This is a genomic window from Psychrobacter sp. P2G3, assembly GCF_001593285.1.
Taxonomy (GTDB): domain Bacteria; phylum Pseudomonadota; class Gammaproteobacteria; order Pseudomonadales; family Moraxellaceae; genus Psychrobacter.
Genome location: NZ_CP012529.1, coordinates 1,574,411 through 1,593,815, shown reverse-complemented (window position 1 = coordinate 1,593,815; position 19,405 = coordinate 1,574,411). Strand labels below are relative to the sequence as shown.

General features: G+C 42.3%; 16 protein-coding genes. 8 read left to right on the top strand and 8 right to left on the bottom strand.

The window, feature by feature from the left end; all coding sequences use genetic code 11:
• Positions 1 to 42: 42 nt before the first annotated feature.
• Positions 43 to 1,173 (bottom strand): restriction endonuclease, encoded by a 1,131-nt coding sequence (locus tag AK823_RS06670; RefSeq protein WP_068327541.1) that lies wholly within the window; start codon positions 1,171 to 1,173, stop codon positions 43 to 45.
• Positions 1,174 to 1,587: 414 nt separating this feature from the next.
• On the opposite strand from AK823_RS06670, the gene dnaE reads away from it, so the two are divergent.
• The 7 genes from dnaE (at position 1,588) to AK823_RS06635 (ending at position 9,718) form a co-directional block, all read left to right on the top strand.
• The gene (dnaE, locus tag AK823_RS06665) at positions 1,588 to 5,301 is read left to right on the top strand and encodes a DNA polymerase III subunit alpha (RefSeq protein WP_068327538.1); all 3,714 of its coding nucleotides are present in this window, start codon (positions 1,588 to 1,590) and stop codon (positions 5,299 to 5,301) included.
• 55 nt (positions 5,302 to 5,356) lie between these two features.
• The gene (locus tag AK823_RS06660) at positions 5,357 to 5,755 is read left to right on the top strand and encodes an Hpt domain-containing protein (protein ID WP_082785656.1); all 399 of its coding nucleotides are present in this window, start codon (positions 5,357 to 5,359) and stop codon (positions 5,753 to 5,755) included.
• Positions 5,755 to 6,627 carry an RNA methyltransferase gene (locus AK823_RS06655; protein ID WP_068327535.1) on the top strand — a complete coding sequence of 291 codons (873 nt, stop codon included), beginning with the start codon at positions 5,755 to 5,757 and terminating at the stop codon, positions 6,625 to 6,627. The genes AK823_RS06660 and AK823_RS06655 overlap by 1 nt, the downstream gene beginning before the upstream one ends.
• Positions 6,628 to 6,728: 101 nt before the next feature.
• Positions 6,729 to 7,172 (top strand): YtoQ family protein, encoded by a 444-nt coding sequence (locus AK823_RS06650; RefSeq protein WP_068327533.1) that lies wholly within the window; start codon positions 6,729 to 6,731, stop codon positions 7,170 to 7,172.
• A 152-nt stretch (positions 7,173 to 7,324) separates the two neighbouring features.
• Positions 7,325 to 8,221, top strand: coding sequence for a serine O-acetyltransferase (gene cysE / locus AK823_RS06645; protein ID WP_068035674.1), 897 nt, complete (start codon positions 7,325 to 7,327; stop codon positions 8,219 to 8,221).
• A 53-nt stretch (positions 8,222 to 8,274) separates the two neighbouring features.
• The gene (locus AK823_RS06640; RefSeq protein WP_068327530.1) at positions 8,275 to 8,721 is read left to right on the top strand and encodes a PACE efflux transporter; all 447 of its coding nucleotides are present in this window, start codon (positions 8,275 to 8,277) and stop codon (positions 8,719 to 8,721) included.
• Positions 8,722 to 8,983: 262 nt separating this feature from the next.
• On the top strand, positions 8,984 to 9,718 hold the full coding sequence (locus AK823_RS06635; protein ID WP_068327527.1) for a glucose 1-dehydrogenase: 735 nt from the start codon (positions 8,984 to 8,986) through the stop codon (positions 9,716 to 9,718).
• Between the two features lie 129 nt (positions 9,719 to 9,847).
• On the opposite strand, the gene AK823_RS06630 is transcribed toward AK823_RS06635, so the two are convergent.
• The 6 genes from AK823_RS06630 to pheA all read right to left on the bottom strand — a co-directional run bounded on the left by AK823_RS06630 (position 9,848) and on the right by pheA (position 17,165).
• Positions 9,848 to 10,399 (bottom strand): 2-amino-4-hydroxy-6-hydroxymethyldihydropteridine diphosphokinase, encoded by a 552-nt coding sequence (locus AK823_RS06630; RefSeq protein ID WP_068327525.1) that lies wholly within the window; start codon positions 10,397 to 10,399, stop codon positions 9,848 to 9,850.
• Positions 10,389 to 10,799 (bottom strand): dihydroneopterin aldolase, encoded by a 411-nt coding sequence (gene folB / locus AK823_RS06625; RefSeq protein ID WP_068327521.1) that lies wholly within the window; start codon positions 10,797 to 10,799, stop codon positions 10,389 to 10,391. The genes AK823_RS06630 and folB overlap by 11 nt, the downstream gene beginning before the upstream one ends.
• Positions 10,800 to 10,863: 64 nt before the next feature.
• On the bottom strand, positions 10,864 to 11,826 hold the full coding sequence (rarD, locus tag AK823_RS06620) for an EamA family transporter RarD (RefSeq protein WP_068327518.1): 963 nt from the start codon (positions 11,824 to 11,826) through the stop codon (positions 10,864 to 10,866).
• 308 nt (positions 11,827 to 12,134) lie between these two features.
• Positions 12,135 to 14,477, bottom strand: coding sequence for a bifunctional prephenate dehydrogenase/3-phosphoshikimate 1-carboxyvinyltransferase (locus AK823_RS06615; protein ID WP_068327514.1), 2,343 nt, complete (start codon positions 14,475 to 14,477; stop codon positions 12,135 to 12,137).
• Positions 14,478 to 14,667: 190 nt separating this feature from the next.
• Positions 14,668 to 15,792: a histidinol-phosphate transaminase gene (gene hisC, locus AK823_RS06610; protein ID WP_068035659.1), complete on the bottom strand. Its 1,125-nt coding sequence runs from the start codon at positions 15,790 to 15,792 to the stop codon at positions 14,668 to 14,670.
• A 191-nt stretch (positions 15,793 to 15,983) separates the two neighbouring features.
• On the bottom strand, positions 15,984 to 17,165 hold the full coding sequence (pheA, locus tag AK823_RS06605) for a prephenate dehydratase (protein ID WP_068327513.1): 1,182 nt from the start codon (positions 17,163 to 17,165) through the stop codon (positions 15,984 to 15,986).
• Positions 17,166 to 17,663: 498 nt separating this feature from the next.
• Between pheA and AK823_RS06600 the strand changes: the two genes are divergently transcribed.
• A complete protein-coding gene (locus AK823_RS06600; RefSeq protein ID WP_068035654.1) occupies positions 17,664 to 18,602 on the top strand; it encodes a transaldolase in 939 nt (312 codons plus the stop codon).
• Positions 18,603 to 18,735: 133 nt separating this feature from the next.
• On the opposite strand, the gene AK823_RS06595 is transcribed toward AK823_RS06600, so the two are convergent.
• Positions 18,736 to 19,305, bottom strand: coding sequence for an adenine phosphoribosyltransferase (locus AK823_RS06595; RefSeq protein WP_068327510.1), 570 nt, complete (start codon positions 19,303 to 19,305; stop codon positions 18,736 to 18,738).
• Positions 19,306 to 19,405: the final 100 nt, after the last annotated feature.

Below are 19,405 nucleotides of genomic sequence, written 5' to 3'. Positions count from 1 at the left end.
TATTAATGCACAGAAAATCATGCTTCAACCAACAATGACAAATCAATATAGCTTTATCTTTCCAAAAAAGTCATTATCTAATAGTAATTTTGGTCTAGCATTAACTTCCTTCAAACCAACTTTATGTTGCATCATTAGCTCTATTAAGTTCATTTGATCAATTAAGATAAGGCTATGGGAATCAGTAGAATTGGCATAATCTTGAGCGGGCTTGGTAAAGCTTGTTGTAGTAATAAATAAGCCATGATGATTGGTTTTTTGTGGCGGATAAGCACCTACAAAGTTTCTTAGATCACCGTTAGATATATTGTTACCAGCACTATATAACTTAGCTTGAATATAATAATTATGTACTTCACCATCTGGAAAATCTTGAATGATAAGACCATCAATACCATTATCATTCGAGCGACCAGTATGACGTGACGTCAAATTACTCTCAGGGCTTTCAATCTCTAAAGAACGTTCAATTAGCTTGAGACAAAACCATTCAAACTGTAAGGGCGACAGACTTTCAATTTGTGCCATAATCATATCAGGAGTAACTTTGACAAAGTCATTACCCACTGTAGCATCTGCATAATTATTCATAAAAATAGAGGTTCGTCTTTGAGTCTCATCAATTAAATGATTAATAAGCACGTCCCCATTCTTACCATAAGCAGCAATATTTACTTTCTTTAAATCTGCAAACGCCTTATTGTCGAAACGCTTCAAATTAGCAATATAATCATTGTTAGGTATGCCTTCATTAACATACTGGGTAAAGTTATTACCCGATAACCAAAAATAAGTCTTACCAAAAGGATCTAAACGTATAATATTTTTGGGCGTTACTTTTTCATCGAAAGTAATAAAATTAGCGAAGTTTTGATTTAAATTAGGCACTAAACTAAACCTATCCTCTTTTATTAAACCTGTTGCAGATAAGCATAATAAGACCAAATCAACAATTTCATCATAACAAGGCGAACCTTCATGACATTCATGACGCACGTTATGATTACTTATGAAGTTGATTTCTTTATGATCCGCTACTATCTGTGCCAGCTTTTCAAACTCACGATAAAAAACAGTTCTACCAATCGTGTTGCGCGTGCTCAGATTCTTTATTGTTTGTATACCAGCATTCAGCAGTTCACCAAATGCAGGTAACTTTGTAATATTACTCATAGTCTTACCATTTTTATCTATTTGATTACATGCACAATATAGTCAAATTAACTTTGCATTACAATGAATTAAGAACAAAAGTCTATATTCATATTTGTGCATATAAATATTCACTCATAGATTCTCTAATGTTGAATATACGACTTTAGAGTAAGCTGGAAAATAGAATTGATTATTTCGCTAAGTATGATTAACGATTGTTTAATTCATAATCACCGATTCATACCCTTGAATCGGTGGCTGTACGTACCAAATAATGCTATTATTAGCAGCTAAATTTAAAAGGAATAAATATGGCTATCGACGTCTTACTTACTTCCAATTAATTCTAAAATACCAATTAAAGCATTGATAATAATAAATTTATTTTCTTAATAATCTATTTCCTTTTGATCGTATCAGTAAGAGTCCTCTATGGCATTTGTACACCTTGGTATTCACAGCGAATATTCGATCACCGATTCTATCGTGCGCATCAAGCCGCTTATCAAAGCGGCGGCGGCGGATAATCAACGCGCGCTGGCGTTAACTGATCTATCCAACCTTTATGCCACGGTGAAGTTCTATCGTGCCTGCCTTGGCGCTGGTATCAAGCCGATTATCGGTAGCGAAGTCATCATGGAGAATGAAGACACGCGGCTAACCCTGCTAGCGATGAATAACGAGGGTTATCAAAACATTACCCGTATCGTATCGCTTGGGTTCACTGAAGGGCGCGCTGACGCTGCAAATCATGGTGTGCCTGTCATTAAACGCAGCCATATTTTAGAGCACGCAGCAGGTGTTATCGTTCTCTTCACCGAAAAGTCAGATGTCGGTCAAGCGCTAGTCGGCTCTATGCCAGAAAAAGCTGATGAGCTGCTGACAGAATGGCAAGCACAGTTTGATGATCGTTTATACTTTGCCATCAAGCGTACCAATCGCTCAGGGGAAGATGCCTTCATTCAGGCTGCTATCCACTCAGGTGCCAAACATAATATTCCTATCATTGCCCATAACGACGTACGCTTCTTAGAGCAAGACGATTTTGATGCTCATGAAGCGCGCGTTTGTATCGCAGGCTCCTACGTGCTCGCTGACCTCAATCGTCCGCAAACTTATTCAGATGAGCAATATCTTAAGACCCAAGCGCAGATGGAGCATTTATTTGCTGATCTTCCACAGGTGATTGACAATACTTTGCGTTTGGCAACTCGCTGTAATGTGACCTTGACCCTTGGTATTAACGTCCTGCCCGATTTTCCTGTGCCTGAAGGCGAGACGATTGAATCGTTTTTTCGCGCGGAGTCAATACGGGGTCTTAATAATCGATTGGATAAACTATTTCCGATTGAGGAACGCGGTGACAATTGGCAGGATATTCGCCAAAAATATGATGAACGCTTAGAGTATGAGCTCGAAGTTATCTTATCAATGGGCTTTCCCGGTTACTTTTTAATCGTTATGGACTTTATCCGCTGGGCAAAAGCCAATGGCGTACCGGTAGGACCGGGTCGTGGTTCTGGTGCTGGTTCGTTAGTCGCCTATGCGTTAAACATTACCGACCTCGACCCTATCCATTACGATCTATTATTCGAGCGCTTCTTGAACCCTGAACGTGTCTCAATGCCCGATTTCGATATTGACTTTTGTATTGAAGGTCGTGACCGCGTTATTGATTATGTTGCGCAAACTTATGGTCGTGAAGCGGTCTCGCAGATTATCACCTTTGGTACCATGGCGGCAAAAGCGGTGGTACGAGATGTGGCGCGGGTACAAAGTAAGTCTTACTTTCTTGCCAGCAAACTATCTAAATTGATTCCAAAAACCCCCGGTATCACGCTCAGCCAAGCGCTCGAGCAAGAGCCGCAGCTTAAAGACTTAATCTCCAACCCTGACAATATGGATTATGAAGATGCCATTGAGATTTGGGAGATGGCAATTAAGCTTGAAGGTGTCTGCCGAAACGTCGGTAAACATGCCGGTGGCGTCCTAATTGCCCCGCATAAAATTACCGATTTTAGCGCCATTTATTGTGATGACGATGGTCACCGTGTCAGTCAGTTTGATAAAGATGATGTCGAAGCGGTTGGTCTGGTGAAGTTTGACTTTTTGGGTCTACGTAACTTAACCGTCATTAATGCTGCGGTAGAAAACATCAACTTGCGCCGTGCTAAAGAAGGCAAAGAAGCGTTGGTGTTAGAAGACTTGCCATTAGATGACAAAAAAGCCTACAAGCTCTTGCAAGATGCTAAGACTACTGCCGTCTTTCAGCTTGAAAGTATGGGTATGAAAAAGTATCTGGCGAAATTACAACCGACCAACATTGAAGACGTCATCGCCATGTGTGCGCTCTATCGTCCGGGTCCGCTCGATGCTGGCATGGTAGAGATGTATATCGACCGTAAGCATGGTCGTGAGGAAGTCATCTACGACCATCCTAATCTGGAACCGATTTTAGAAAACACCAACGGCGTTATTGTCTATCAAGAACAGGTGATGCAAATCTCGCAGGTGATGGCAGGCTATAGCTTGGGCGGTGCGGATATGTTACGCCGTGCGATGGGTAAAAAGAAACCTGAAGAGATGGCTAAACAGCGCGATATTTTTGTCACTGGCGCCACGGCGCAAGGTATCGATGAAGTTACCTCGGGTGGCGTCTTTGATCTGATGGAGAAATTCGCTGGTTACGGTTTTAACCGCTCGCATTCTGCCGCATATGGGGTATTAGCTTATCAAACCGCTTATCTAAAACAGTACTACCCTGCTGAGTTTATGGCAGCAGTACTAACTTCCGATATGAACAACACCGACAACGTCGTGTTCTTTATTAATGATTGCCGTGAAAACTTTGAGTTAACCGTGGTCAATCCATCGGTGAACCGCAGTGAGTGGCATTTCGTCGCCGATACCCCGACCAATATCATTTATGGCTTGGGTGCGATTAAAGGCGTTGGTGAAGGTGCAGTTGAGTCTATCGTTGATGCGCGTCGCCGTGAAGGTCCGTTTAAAGATTTATATGACTTCTGCCGTCGCGTCGATATCAAAAAAGTTAATAAACGTACCCTTGAAGCATTAGTCAGTGCCGGCTGCTTTGATGATTTTGCGGCTACCCTACGTCCTGACTTGCCAGCCGATGAAGCTTACGAGATTCGCGGTGCGTTAATGAGTCAATTACCAAGCGCCGTACAAGCCGCTGAACAAGACCGTCAGAACCGCGAGATTGGTATGATGGACTTATTTGGTGAAATGGATGGTGTGGTTGCTGCACCGCCATTGGTCATGACCCCAGAATTAATTTGGGGTGATAAGCACCGTTTAAAAGCGGAGAAAAACACCTTAGGACTGTATTTAACTGGCCATCCAATCAATGAATACTTAGATGAGATCAAACGCTATACCTCAGGCGCACGTCTCGATAAGCTAACGGACACTGGCTATAACGGCAGTTGCTATTTTGCCGGATTAATTATTGATATCGCCAATTTTGGTAATCGTAATGTGATTATCTTAGATGACGGAACCTCAAGACTGGAAGTTAGCTGCTATGCTGAACGTTTTAACCGCGTCAAAGAACAGTTAAAGGTGGATGAAGTGGTCATCATCAAAGGCAGCATTCGTGAGCGCGATGGTCGTCTATTTGCCCGCCTTGATAATGCAATGAGTATGGTTGATGCGCGCTTGCGTTGGCTGAAAAAAATCAGTATCAAAGTCCACGGCAGTGATATTAATCTGCTGACACGCTTGCAACCACTTCTTAAATCGGCGCAAGCGGGTATCATACCTGCGCCACGCTTAGCTTATAACAATGATCAGGACGAACAAGACGGCAATAGTAACAGTGCCGTTTACGACCCTGCAATGGGTGGCAGTTTGTACGATGAAGACGGCAATGACTTATTGGCGCTAGAGAATGATATGAATCAGGATGTGCTTAATAATGGCAGCAGCTATGTTAATAATGCTCTGAGTAATACCGATGCCTCAATCAATGATAACTGTCTACCGCTTGGACTGAGTATTTACGAAGAATATGGCATTGCTAATGTGGGGCTATCGGAGCATTGGCGTGTCTATCCTAACGATGATAATTTACAGCAGCTAAAAAGCATGATTAACGAAGAAAATATATATTTTCATTATAGTTAGTACTATAAATATAACAAATTAAAACCCCCACTCTGACCTTACTGGATATGGAATTATGACCGGAGCTGATGTTAAAAACAATATTATGAACAATGACTTAGATAATAGTTTAGACAATGACATTATTAATCATGAGCAATTTGAAGATATGCGTGATCTGTTTGAAGAAGATTTTGCAGAGTTAATACAGACTTATATTACTGACAGTCAGCAGCGTATTGTAACCCTACGTGCGACACAAGCAGCCGATGATAATGCTAACGGTTTTGAAGCCGCTCATGCTCTTAAAGGTGCTAGTGCGAATATAGGTGCGACTCAATTGGTAGCGCTCAGTGATCAGTTGCAAGAATACTGCCGCGAGCGAAAGATTAACCAGCAAGCAGCTCTTATAGAAAACATATCATTGGCATTGCAGTACGCTGAACAAGAGATTAATAAAAGAATGAGTTACTAATGAGCACTTCTTCCTTACCAGCATCGCCTACCCCATCAATATCTACTGTTACTGATTACCTGTCTTGCTTACAAGTCGTCATGGTCAATACCACCTTGCCTGCTAATATTGGTTCAGCCGCACGCGCGATGCATACCATGGGATTATCTCGTTTGACAGTCGTTGATCCTAAGCTACCGATTGATGAAACCAGCGTCTCTCATGCAGCAGGCGGTAGTGAGCTGCTATCATCAGCTTTGATAGCGCCAACACTAGAGTCTGCGATAGCAGATTGTCAGCTGGTCTTTGCCGCCAGTAGTCGCAGTCGTCATTTGCCGCGCCCTGTAGTAACGCCCACGCAAGCCGCCAAAATTATGTTCGATTTTATTGATAGGCAGTCCACTTTTTCTACTGATAAACCTAACATCGCTATTTTGTTTGGTCGTGAAGATCGCGGTCTAACCAACGAAGAATTGGCTTATGCAGATTACCATGTTCAGATTGACGCCAATCCTGCTTATCCAGTACTTAATGTGGCATCAGCTGTCCAAGTGATTGCCAGCTTTATCTTTGCTTATGCACAAACACATATTAAAACTGATAGCGAAGCCGATTATGATAAATTAGATGTGACTGATAGTCTAGAAACGATAGGACAACCTATGCTCAATACTTATACGCGCCAGCAATGGGATGAGCCAGCGATTACCCAGCAGCAATTGCAGCAGCTTACTGAGCGTACCACCGCACTAATGGTTCAACGCAAATTGGCTGACAGTGAAAACTTAAAATCATTGCCCTCGCGCTTGTCTCGACTTGGCTCACGTATCCAGCTCGATCAAAAAGAATATCAACTACTAAGCGCGTTAATTGCCAAACTTGCAAAAGACTAAATCTTCTAAGGCGCAAAGTTTGGGGCATTGAGTTTTTCGGAATTAGCAGCAGTAGTACTTTTTTGCAAGTCATATGGATTAATAATAAAGAGGAATCAATAATGAATTGGAATGTTTATTTGTCCGGAGAAATACACACCGACTGGCGACAGAAAATCATGCAAGGCGTGAAAGACCATGGTCTTGCTATTACCTTTACATCAGCAGTGACTGAGCACGAAGCCAGTGACGCCGCCGGTGATGTGCTTGGTAGAGAGGAGAATGGATTTTGGCGCGATCATAAGTCATCAAAGGTTAATGCTATTCGCACCAAAAACATGATCCAAAAATGCGACATTGCTATCATTCGCTTTGGCGATAAATATAAGCAGTGGAACGCAGCATTCGATGCTGGCTACTGTGCCGCACTAGGCAAGCCTTATATTACATTGCACGCTGAAGATATTATTCACCCATTAAAAGAGGTTGATGCAGCGGCCATGGCATGGGCGCAAACGCCTGAGCAAGTTGTCGAGCTGTTAAAATACGTCACCAGTGGCAGCTGAATGATAAAAGATTGCCTGTAAATAAAGCCCCACTGGTTTATATTTTGTTTAAGCGCAATCTGTTTTTACTTACGACTCATCGCTATGTTTTGTGCTGCGAAAATGCTATAACTAAAGAGATTGTAATCAAAAAAAATACGATAGGATGATTTATGTCATTGCCAACCGCCTTATTCAAATCGCTCGCCAGCATCAAACAAGACCTAAAAGAAGATATTGATGCGGTGTTCAATCGTGACCCTGCTGCTCGCAACAGTCTGGAAGTTATCTTAACCTACCCTGGCATTCATGCGCTTATTTTGCATCGCGGTGCGCATTGTCTATGGCAAAACGAGCAGAAACTTGCTGCTCGAGTGATATCTTATGGCTCTCGTATTATTACCGGTATTGAGATTCATCCTGCTGCCAAAATTGGTAAACGTTTCTTTATTGACCATGGTGTCGGTGTCGTCATCGGTGAGACTGCTGAGATTGGCAATGATGTCACTTTATATCATGGCGTCACCCTTGGCGGCGTATCATGGAATAATGGTAAGCGCCACCCAACCTTAGAAGATGGTGTCATTGTTGGTGCTGGAGCAAAAGTTTTGGGACCATTCACGGTTGGCAAAAATGCCAAAATTGGCTCTAATGCAGTGGTAGTCAAGGCAGTTCCAGCAGGGGCAACAATGGTCGGTAGCGCAGCTCGCATGATTTCAGAACATCATGATGAAAAAGGCAATCCAATCACCACCAAAGTAGACGATGCAAAACAGCAGGAAAAAGCGGCACAAGCAGCTCAACCTAAAACCACTACGCAAAGTACAGCGCGCGCAACTGCCTTCCAAGCTTATGGTATTGACCCTTCCTCACAAGATCCAGTCGCTGAAGCTTTCGCTAAAATGCTCGATCATATCCAGCAGTCGGAAAGACGTTTAGATCAGCTGCAAGAAGCGATGTGCAAAATTGATCCTGATTTCTGTCAAAAAGAATATGACAAACTATGTCTAGAAGATCTAGATGTCATTGATAGAGAAGACGTGGATGAGGCAGGAGATAAGCAACAGTAGTTGATAGCCTTCTATCAAACCTCAAAGCTTAAAAAAGAACACTGGAGTTTGAATTGATTACATTAGGTCCTATCAAACGCCGTGTGCTGTATGTCACACTTTTTGAGATATTTGCTGTCATGTTGACAACATTTATCTTAGTCGTATTAAGCGGTAGTGATACAAAGCAGTCATTAATACTCGCTGTTATCATAGCCATTACCGCTGTTGTTTGGAATTTCATTTACAACACTCTCTTTGAATATTGGGAACGACGCAATAAAATCAAAGCTCGTACTTTTAAGATACGTAGTGTCCATGCGATATTCTTTGAAGGTGGGCTTACTTTAGTTTGTTTACCGCTTTATATGTTTTGGTATGGCGTTGGCATATGGACTGCTCTTACTATGGAAATTTCTCTTACCATGTCCTTCTTAGTATATACCTTTGTTTTCACTTTACTTTTTGACAAGGTATTCACGCTTCCCTATCAAGCTATAGCTGCAGAAAAATCCGCTTAACGCAGATGTAGTGCTAACAATCTTTACATCTATTATTTATACTGTTACTGCCAACCCTCAATTTCAAACCTTTCAAACCTTTCAAACCTTTCAAACCTTTCAAACCTTTCAAACCTTTCAAACCTTTCAAACCTTTCAAAAAAATTTAATAATTTTACTTATTTGAGACAACTCTTTAAGGTTTACTAACGAAGATTAAATCACTATGTTTTATACTTGCTGACTACTTCACTGACTTTTATTTAACCAATTAGGAGACATAATGGCTCGTTTACAAGATAAAGTTATCATCATCACTGGTGCTGCTCAAGGTATGGGCGAGACTCATGCGCGTTTGTGTATGGAAGAAGGTGCTAAGGTTGTATTAACGGACATTAATGTCGAAAAAGGTGAAGCATTGGAAAAAGAGCTTGGGGATAATGCGCTATTCATCAAACATGATGTCACTAATGGAGAGGATTGGGCACAGGTCGTTAATGCGACTCAAGATAAGTTCGGCAAGATTGATGTCTTAGTAAATAATGCGGGTATCACCACTCACAAATCTATCTTGGATACTTCTTTAGACGACTATCGTAAGATTCTAGAAATCAACCAAGTATCGGTCTTTTTAGGCATGAAAGCAGTCATTCCAACGATGAAAGATGCCAAGCAAGGCTCTATTATTAATATCTCATCGATTAACGGTTTGGTTGGTGGCGCTATTGGTTATACTGATTCTAAATTTGCGGTACGTGGTATGACCAAAGCGGCAGCATTAGAGTGCGCACCTCACGGCATTCGCGTTAACTCCATTCACGCAGGCGTTATTGCCACACCGATGATTATGCAAGGCGATACCAAAGACGCCGTAGACGCTTTTGCCAAAACCATTCCGATGAGACGTGTTGCTCAGCCAGAAGAAGTCAGCGGCATGGTACTGTTCTTAGCGTCTGACGACTCTAGTTATTCAACCGGCTCAGAATTTATCGTTGATGGTGGTTTGACGGCGCAGTAGGTTTTGAGAGCTAAACCACTTTAATTTTGTAGGCTGGGCATTTTGCCCAGCTTTTATTTTGAGATGTTTTAAGAAAAACGTCATCCTTCGATAAATCCTTCCTTGCTTTAAACAGCATCTCAGCAGCTTTTAACCTTTTAAAAATCCATTCAGAATCAACTCTTCAACCCCTGCTCTTTCATGTGCCTTAAATGGATATCGATCTGCCATTACTATCCACTGCTCTGGCCATTCAGATGTTGTTTTATTGCTTAGGCTATTTTCATTAAGAACCGTTTTTATCAGCAGAATATCGATATCCATGCTGACTTGTTTTATCTGATTGAGTGCTGTTGGCTCAGTCAAACGCTGTCTATCACAGTCACATTCAAACTGCTTAAAAACCTGCTGCAGCTGTTGTAAAGTCATTTCAGATTTGAGCGCAAGATAAACACATTGATTGGTATAGTCGGGTTTGGGTTGCTCTTTGGTCGATGTAAAGTCAGGGTTTTGAAACGCAGTAGACAACTGTATGTCGCCTAGCGCCGCTAGACTTTGACGTACACGTGGCAGATAGTACTCCGCTTTATAATTACTACCCAAAGCCAATAGCACCGCCGTCACAGACTGTGCTTGCAACTGTTCAGGCGGGCGCTTTTTTAGTGTTTCAAGATTCAAACCAGTGAGTGCTTTATGCATCATTAGCCTTTTCTTTAATCGGCTGGTCTTCAATCGTATTTGCATAACGAGTAATTTGCACCCCAACCGCATCAGCCTGCTTAATAGCAGTTGGCTTAGCAATACTTAAGGTTATTTTATGACAGTTGTATTTTGCCAGTAGCTTATCAGCAATTTGCCCAGCAAGATGCTCAAGCAACTGCGCCTTAATAGCTTGACACCATTCGCTAACGTCATCGCAGACCGCTTTGTAATTCAGCGCATCATTGACATCGTCTGAAGCAGCAGCACGACTGATATCGGTCTCAAGCGCTATATCAATTAGTAGCGGTTGCGTAATAGCGCGCTCCCACGCGTAGACACCGATTACTGCTTCTACTTTTAGGCCTTTTACAAATACCACATCAGATTCGGTATGAAACATGCTTTCATCCTTGCTTGCTAGTTTTTTAGTTCAGGTTTCTAATTCTAATTTTGCACTCAAGTTTTTATTTAACTTGCTGCAAAGCCTCTTCACGCAAACGTGCTGCTTTTAGCGCTTTACTAGGGCGATGACGCCATAAGTCAATGCTGAATAATAACAGACCCAGCCAAATCAAGCCAAATACTGCTAAACGCTGTAAATCAAAGGGCTCTTTATAATAGAACACAGCTAGGAGGAAAATAAAAGTTGGCGTTAAATAAGTCATAAAACTTAAAATACTATAAGCAACTAGCTTAGTTGATCTATTAAATAGCAATAGCGGTATCAAAGTAATTGGACCTGCGATCATGAGCAACCAAATACTTGGGGTAAACCAAAAACTCAGCTGGCTACTGACCACATCAGATTGCCAAAACCACCAAACAAAGATGGGTACGAGCATCGTGGTCTCAACGAACATTGCATCAACAGGAGTTAGCGGTGTTTGGCGCTGAATAGTGCCATAAGTACTGAAACTAAATGCAAGAATGAGTGATAGCCATGGCAAGTTACCGAGCATGACCACTTGAATAACCACAGACAACAGCGCAAAACCAATCGCTACCCATTGTAAAGTACGCAGGCGCTCTTTGAACAGAATCATCGACAACGCAACGCCAACTAGCGGGCCAATAAAATATCCTAAACTTGCCTCAAGTATCTGGTCATGATTGACTGCCCATACGTAAGTAAGCCAGTTGGTCGCAATAATAATACCTGACAAAAAGGTTAATGCTATCCACTTTGGGTTTTGCTTTAAGATACCTATCCACTGCCAGCGCTTGGTCACGACCACGACGATTAACAAACAAGCAAACGTCCAAATAATGCGGTGACCGATAATTTCTGTCGCATCATAAGCCACTAATTGTTTGAAATATAAAGGAAATGCACCCCATATACAAAAAGCGATCAGCGCAGTAACGATACCACTTCTCGTAGTTTTAATAGGGACTACTGGTTTTTTGACTTCATTTTGGGTAGTCATAAGGTAAGACAACTTATTAGAGCAAAGCGCGACCTCACCTAGCTTTTATAGACAATAAAAACTTATTGGTAAGAACGCAGGGTTACTACATATAGGATAGAAAGTAAAAAGCAATGCGTTAATACCCATCTAGGTATCAACACATTGCTAACGACAACCGCATTATTAAAATAACTTACAAGGGTTAAAAATATCTTAAATTAACCCTCATTTAGGTTTGTTCTTAGTAGGTTTAATATTTTGCTACATCTAATTAATGTCTAAGTACTTTTGATAATAGCAAAATAAAACCTTAACTTTGGATATGGTTACGCATCGCCATGATCGACTTGAATAGACATACCGATTTGATTGGCAAGCTCAGCAAATCCTGGGAAACTGGTATTGACCGTCTCGACCCCTTCGATGGTAATTTGCTGAGATGCACGTAGACTAGCAACGGCAAAGCTCATCGCAATACGATGATCATGATGCGAGGTGATATGCCCGCCACCAAATACAGGTTGGTTGTTATTCACTTCACCATTTTGACTTTGAATACCTTGCCCTTCGATGATTAGCCCATCCTCAGTGACAGTACAATCAACACCAAGGGTTTGTAGCCCTTCTGCCATTACTGCAATACGATCAGACTCTTTAACGCGTAATTCTTTCGCACCAGTTAACACCGTACGACCTTGCGCACAGCTGGCAGCAATAAACAATACTGGGAATTCGTCAATCGCTAGTGGCACGAGATACTCTGGAATTTCAATACCCACTAGGTTTGAACTACGAATAGTGATATCGGCCACCGGTTCGCCACCAACGTGAGTTTCATTACTCAAGCTAATATTAGCTTGCATAAGCTTTAAGATATCGATAATACCCGTACGCGTAGGATTAATACCAACTTGCGTTAAGGTCAATTCGCTATCTTGACTGATAGCAGCAGCTACCATAAAAAAGGCCGCAGATGAGATATCAGCAGGGACAGCAATATCACCGCCTGTGAGCGTACCACCGCCTTCGACGCTAATACGGTTACCGTCTACGTTTACTGGATAACCAAAGGCTGACAGCATACGCTCGGTATGGTCGCGGCTAACTTCAGGTTGAGTGACGGTCGTTGTACCCTCGCTCCACAATCCTGCTAATAATAAGCAAGACTTTACCTGTGCAGACGCGACTGGCATATCATATTCAATACCTTGAAGCGGCTTACCGACATTATCACGCCCAGTGATACTTAACGGCGCTGTGCCACTATGGCCGGTACTTTGAATAACTGCACCCATCTCTCTAAGTGGTGCTGCGACACGCTCCATTGGGCGCTTATTTAAACTAGTATCGCCGATTAACACACTATCAAACGCTTGCGCGGCTAAAATACCAGACAACAGGCGCATACTGGTGCCTGAGTTGCCCATATAGAGTGGGGTCTTGCTTGGTTTCAAGCCATTCATACCAACGCCATGAATAGTCAATTTACCTTTATCAGGTCCTTCAATGCTTACGCCCATATCACGGAATGCCTGTAAGGTCGCGAGCGCATCTTCCCCTTCCAAGAACCCAGTAACGTTGGTCACCCCTGTTGCAAGGCTACCAAGCATAATACTGCGATGGGAGATAGACTTGTCACCAGGAATAGCAATAGTGCCTGTGACGGTGTTACTAGGAGAGATAAGGTAAGAAGCTGACATAGCAGAGGTATCCGTATAAGGGGTGCTGGCTAACATATGGCCAAAATGTCGCCGTGCGGCTTGCGCGCGGCCCAAAAGTCCCATCAGGGCGGTTGAATCTTTATCAATGATAAGTTGGCGTATGTCCTGTAGATAGACGCTGTACTCATCAAGGGCGCTAACAATCGCGCTTTGATTGGCAAAAAATATATCATGCCACATTTTAGGATCGCTGGCGGCAATACGGGTAAAGTCGCGAAAGCCACCTGCTGCATAGCGAAACATATCTAAATTATCATCATGACTTGCCAACTGCTCAACAAGGTTAAACGCTAGCAAATGCGGCAAATGACTGGTATGAGCCAATATCGCATCATGATGGTCAGCTGCCATTGCCATGACCGTGGCGCCTACTGCTTCCCATAACTGACGAAGTTTAATAACTGCGACAGGACTCGTCGTTGGTAGCTCGCAAATAATGACGCTATGGTTAATGAATAGTGTGGCGCGGCGAGCATGATACCCTGAATTTTCGGCACCAGCAATCGGATGCGCAGGCACAAGACCTGTAGGCAGTATTGTAAATACAGTTTTAGCCGCCTCAATGATATTGACTTTGGTACTGCAAACATCGGTGATGATGCAATCTGTGGCGAGCTGACCCCTATCCATTGCGTTTTTAATATCAACAAATACCGCTTGTACCGCCTGTACCGGTACGGCAATGACTATCAAATCACTACCATTAACCACGTCACCAAGTATAGAGCTACCAGCATCGAGTAATCCATGTTGAATGGCTTCCTCTAAACTTGGCGCATGCCTATCTACTGCCACCAAACGCTCACTGAGACCATTATCTTTGATTGCTTGAGCAAGGCTGGCACCGATTAGCCCTAGACCAATCACACAAACTTGCTTAAATAAGGGCGACTGAGCATTTAAATGCTGTTGTTTGTTATTATTCTGATTTTTTTGCTGGCTATTCACGGCTTTTCTCGTTGAACAAACCAATCCATGCACCTACGCAAGTTTAATCATAGGCTTAGATTAGCGTTATAAAAATTGAATGACAGAAATAATATTTTTAATTAATAATTAGAGTGAATTGAACATTTAATCATGAAGCTATAAAGACTATTTATTAAATTTCAAAACGCACTACGTAAACTGTATTTACCTAGTCATTGGTTAAGATGGAGCGTAAAGTATCAATGAGGCGTAGATTGTCTTCTGCGATGCCTACAGTAATACGTAACCAGTCATTGAGACCATAACCAGCAAGTGGGCGTACGATGACACCTTGCTCAAGTAATGCTTGATAGATATCAGCAGCATCCTCAATCTCAATCATAATAAAGTTGGCATGCGATTTAATAAATGCCAGTCCCAACGCGTCAAATTGCTTTTCTAACCAAAGCATTTGCTCTTGATTGGTTTTAATCGTCTCTTCAATAAAACCTTGATCGCAAAGAGCCGTTACAGCAGCCGCTAAGCCAACGCGGCTGACATTAAACGGTTGACGGATACGATTGAGCAAATTAGCCACGGCGGCTGAGCTGAGTGCGTAACCAACGCGCAAACCTGCTAACCCATAAGCTTTAGAAAAAGTACGCACAATAACCACATTGTCAAACTCATCTAACAGCGCACGGTTATTGCTTTCAGGGCTATATTCGATATAGGCCTCATCCAATACTACCAACACCGAACTTGGGACGCTTGCAACAAACTTATGCAGTTCTCTATGCTGAAGCAGAGTGCCTGTTGGGTTATTGGGATTGGCGATAAAAACCATCTTGGTATTAGGATTATCTTCTACTGCTTGACGCATGGCATCCAAATCATGGCCAAAGCGATGCGCAGGTACTTCTATACCTGTCGCCCCTTGCATTTTTGTCACCATCGGATAGATGATAAATCCATACTGACTATACACTACCGCATCATCAGCACTGACAAAGCTGCGTGCCAAAATATCAAGCAAGTCATTAGAGCCGTTGCCTAAAGTAATACACTCTATATTTACATCAGTGAAGTCAGAAAGCGCTTGCTTTAAATAATGACCATTTCCGTCTGGGTAACGTGCCAGCTTTCCTAGCTGTTCGGTAATAGCTAGCGTAACTTGTGGCGAGCATCCTATTGGGTTTTCATTGCTAGCCAGCTTTACCACATCAGAAACGCCATATTCGCGAGTCAACTCTTCAACTGGCTTACCAGTTTGATACGGTGCCAGCTCTAAGATACTGTCATAAGCCGGAGTCAAGGGTGATAATTCTAACACTGTCGATTTAGTAGACTGCATGATCTATCCTTAGATGTTGTGACTCATCTATTACGTATTAATACCAATGATGAACTAATAACAAAGAGTGGTTTACCTAACCTAGCTTATATAGTTTCTTCAATTTAAAAGAGTTACAAGGCGACCAATTGCAAATGTACATGTAACATTTCAAGCGAGTTTAACGCTGTAACTCTTTTATAGTGGAGAAACTATAGCACTGCTTTCGGATATGAGCCTAGTACACGCACATCCTTCACCAACGGACGGATATCAGCAATAGCAGCGCTAACATTTGGATCTTGGATATGACCATCCATATCAATAAAGAAGACATAGGCCCATTTGTTAGGACGTTCAGGTCGGGTCTCGATACTGGTCATTGATACACCATGATAAGACAACGGCTTAAGTATTTCGATCAATGCACCAGCTTTATCATAAGCTGAGACCACAATAGAGGTTTTATCTTGTCCTGATGGGGCAATTGCCTCATGACCAATAATTAAGAAGCGTGTGGTATTGCTAGGGTTGTCTTCAATATTTGAGTAAAGCTTATGTAAATCATACTCGGCAGCGGCTACATCACCCGCGATGGCAGCTGAATGCCATTCGTTTTTGAGACGACGAGCAGCTTCGCCATTGCTCGATACTGCAACGCGTTCAACATTAGGGAAATTTACATCGAGCCAATGTCGGCATTGCGCTAGCGACTGCTGATGCGAGTAAATACGACTTAGGCTCTCAACTTTGGTGTGTTCAGCGACTAAGAAGTTTTGATGAATGGGCAGCTCAACTTCACCAATTATCTTTAACGTTGAAGACAAAAAACCATCTAAGGTATGGTTGACCACACCTTCTGAGGAGTTTTCAACGGGTACCACGCCATACATAGCGGTACCTGCTTCAACTTCACGGAACACATCAGTAATAGTCGTCATTGGTACCGTATCAGCAGCTTTACCAAAGTGCTTTAGAGCAGCAGCATGAGTGAAAGTACCAACTGGACCTAAGAAAGCAATGCGCTGTGGCGCTTCTAAATCTAAGCAAACTGACATAATTTCACGGAACAAACGCGCCATCTTTTCGTCAGCGATTGGGCCAGTATTACGCTCCATGACGGCTTTTAATACTTGTGCTTCACGTTCAGGACGATAAAAGATAGGGTTGCGATCAGCGGCAACACCACTCTTTGCCACATGCTCTTTTTTAACAGTTGCCACTTGCTGAGCCAGCTTGGCACGATCATTAATCAGCGTATGAATTTCAGAGTCTACCGCGTCGATACTTTGGCGCAGATGGTTTAAAAACTCTTGATCAGTCGAGGTATCGTTAGCGCCTGCGGCAGTTGGGTTTAGATTGTCCATGTTTTGATCTGATGACTGCTCACTCATTACCGCCCATCCTTTTTATAACTGTTATGTATCACTAATATCTCAAATGCTAACGAATTTAGCATTTTACTAATATATTTGAGGTATCTCTTCCCTATCTTTTTCTCTACCTTTCATCTGACCTTATCGCCATATACGATTAACGATAACTTATTTATATTTATAGCTCAGTTTTTATAATTCGGTTTGTATAACTTAGCCTTTATAGCAGACCTTTTACAAGTTAACTATGAGTATATTTGATAGGTAATCAGATGACCGCCTCTACTATAGCAAAAACCATGCAAAGTGCCCATGCGTAAATGAGCTAAATGGCGCAAAATTCTTATAATGAGTAACCCCGCCTGTAATTTTTGAGCACATCTGTTCAATACAATAGCCTAAAACTCACTATCATTCGAAATTACGCAGCAAACTATGCTACAGTTTCATACTAGATATTGGCCGTATCGCTATTATGAGAATAGCCACCGTTAACCGTTTCCATAAGGATGTATGATGAGCGCATTACAACAACTTAGTACCATGACCACTATTGTCGCAGATACAGGCGACCTTACCGCCATTGCGCGACTAAAACCGATCGATGCGACCACCAATCCAAGCCTCATAACTAAAGCACTTATTAATCCTGACAACCAAGCGATGCTCTCAGAGACAATGAGTCGGCATGATGGTAACGTAGATGCAGTCATTGACGCACTTACCATTAAAATTGGTTGTGATATTTTAGAATTGATTGAAGGTCGCGTATCTACAGAAGTCGATGCGCGTTTATCTTATGACACGCAAGCGACCATTGATAAAGCGCTAGAGTTTATAGAAGCTTACCAAAAAGCAGGCGTCGATTCTGAGCGTGTATTGATTAAAATGGCTGCCACATGGCAAGGGATTGAGGCAGCGCGCTACCTTGAAACGCAAGGTATTCATTGCAACCTGACTTTGTTATTTGGCCAACACCAAGCCGTCGCTTGTGCTGATGCAGGCGTGACGCTAATTTCACCTTTTGTTGGCCGCATTTTAGATTGGCAAAAACGCCAGCAAAGTCGCCAAAATGTACCTGTCTCTGATGATATGGGCGTACAGTCAGTGAAGCTCATTTATCAATATTTTAAACAGCACGGCTATGATACTCAAGTCATGGGTGCAAGCTTTCGCTCGGTTGAGCAGATAATCGCGCTAGCAGGTTGTGATTTATTAACTATTGCACCAAACCTTATTGATGAGCTCGCCGCAATGGACGTCACTGTTACTCGCCAGCTATCGCCTAGCATGTCAATGGATTTGGATGCGATGAAAAAGGTAAGCCTAACCCATGAAGAGTTTAGTAATGCTTATCAACAAGATAAAGTCACTCAGAACTTACTGCCAAAAGGCATTGATGGTTTTATCGGTGCACGTGATGAGTTAGCTCAAACCCTAACGGCAATGCGCTAAAGTTAGTTATTAAATAAAAAATAGCACCATAATTTAATACTGTTTGAATTAAAAATCTATCTTGTTGTATCATTTAAAAAAAGCGCCCTGACAATTAAGTTGGAGCGCTTTTTGCGTATTTTAAGAGCTATATTTAAGCCCTTAAAACTGTATAAACAGGCACTGGAAACTCACCATGCAAATCAACCAAATCGAGTAATACTAACGCGCCTACTACCGTATGCTCAGCTGACTTACACAATTCATAAGCGGTCGTTAGCGTACCACCAGTTGCCAAGATATCATCAACTAATAGTACGCGCTCAGGTGGCAAGTTATTTTGCATCTCTAGGGTATCTTTACCATACTCTAGCGCATATGCTTTATTTGCAACTGGTGGTGGTAGTTTACCTGGCTTGCGTAGCAATATCATGCCTTTACCCAAGCGACCAGCAAGCAAGCTTGCAAATACAAAACCGCGTGCCTCGACAGCACCTAAACAATCCACCTCGTCCATCAGTCCTTCAGGCAACGCTGCTAGCAACGCATCAATGACCTCATTGATATGACTGCGCAGTAACGGTGTAATATCATAAAAATCAATGCCAACTTTTGGGAAGTCAGGTACAGTACGTATAATTTGCCAAAATGGATGGTCAGTATTAAGCACGTTAAACTGCTCAGATTGGATGTTAGCTGGTGTAGTGGCGGCGATAGCGCTCATAATAACCCTTCATTTAAAATGATATAACGGCAATAAATAATGCGTGAAATTCAGCAGTTAGCGGCGGCTATCATAGCATAGTCAGGCTTATTCTGACGGT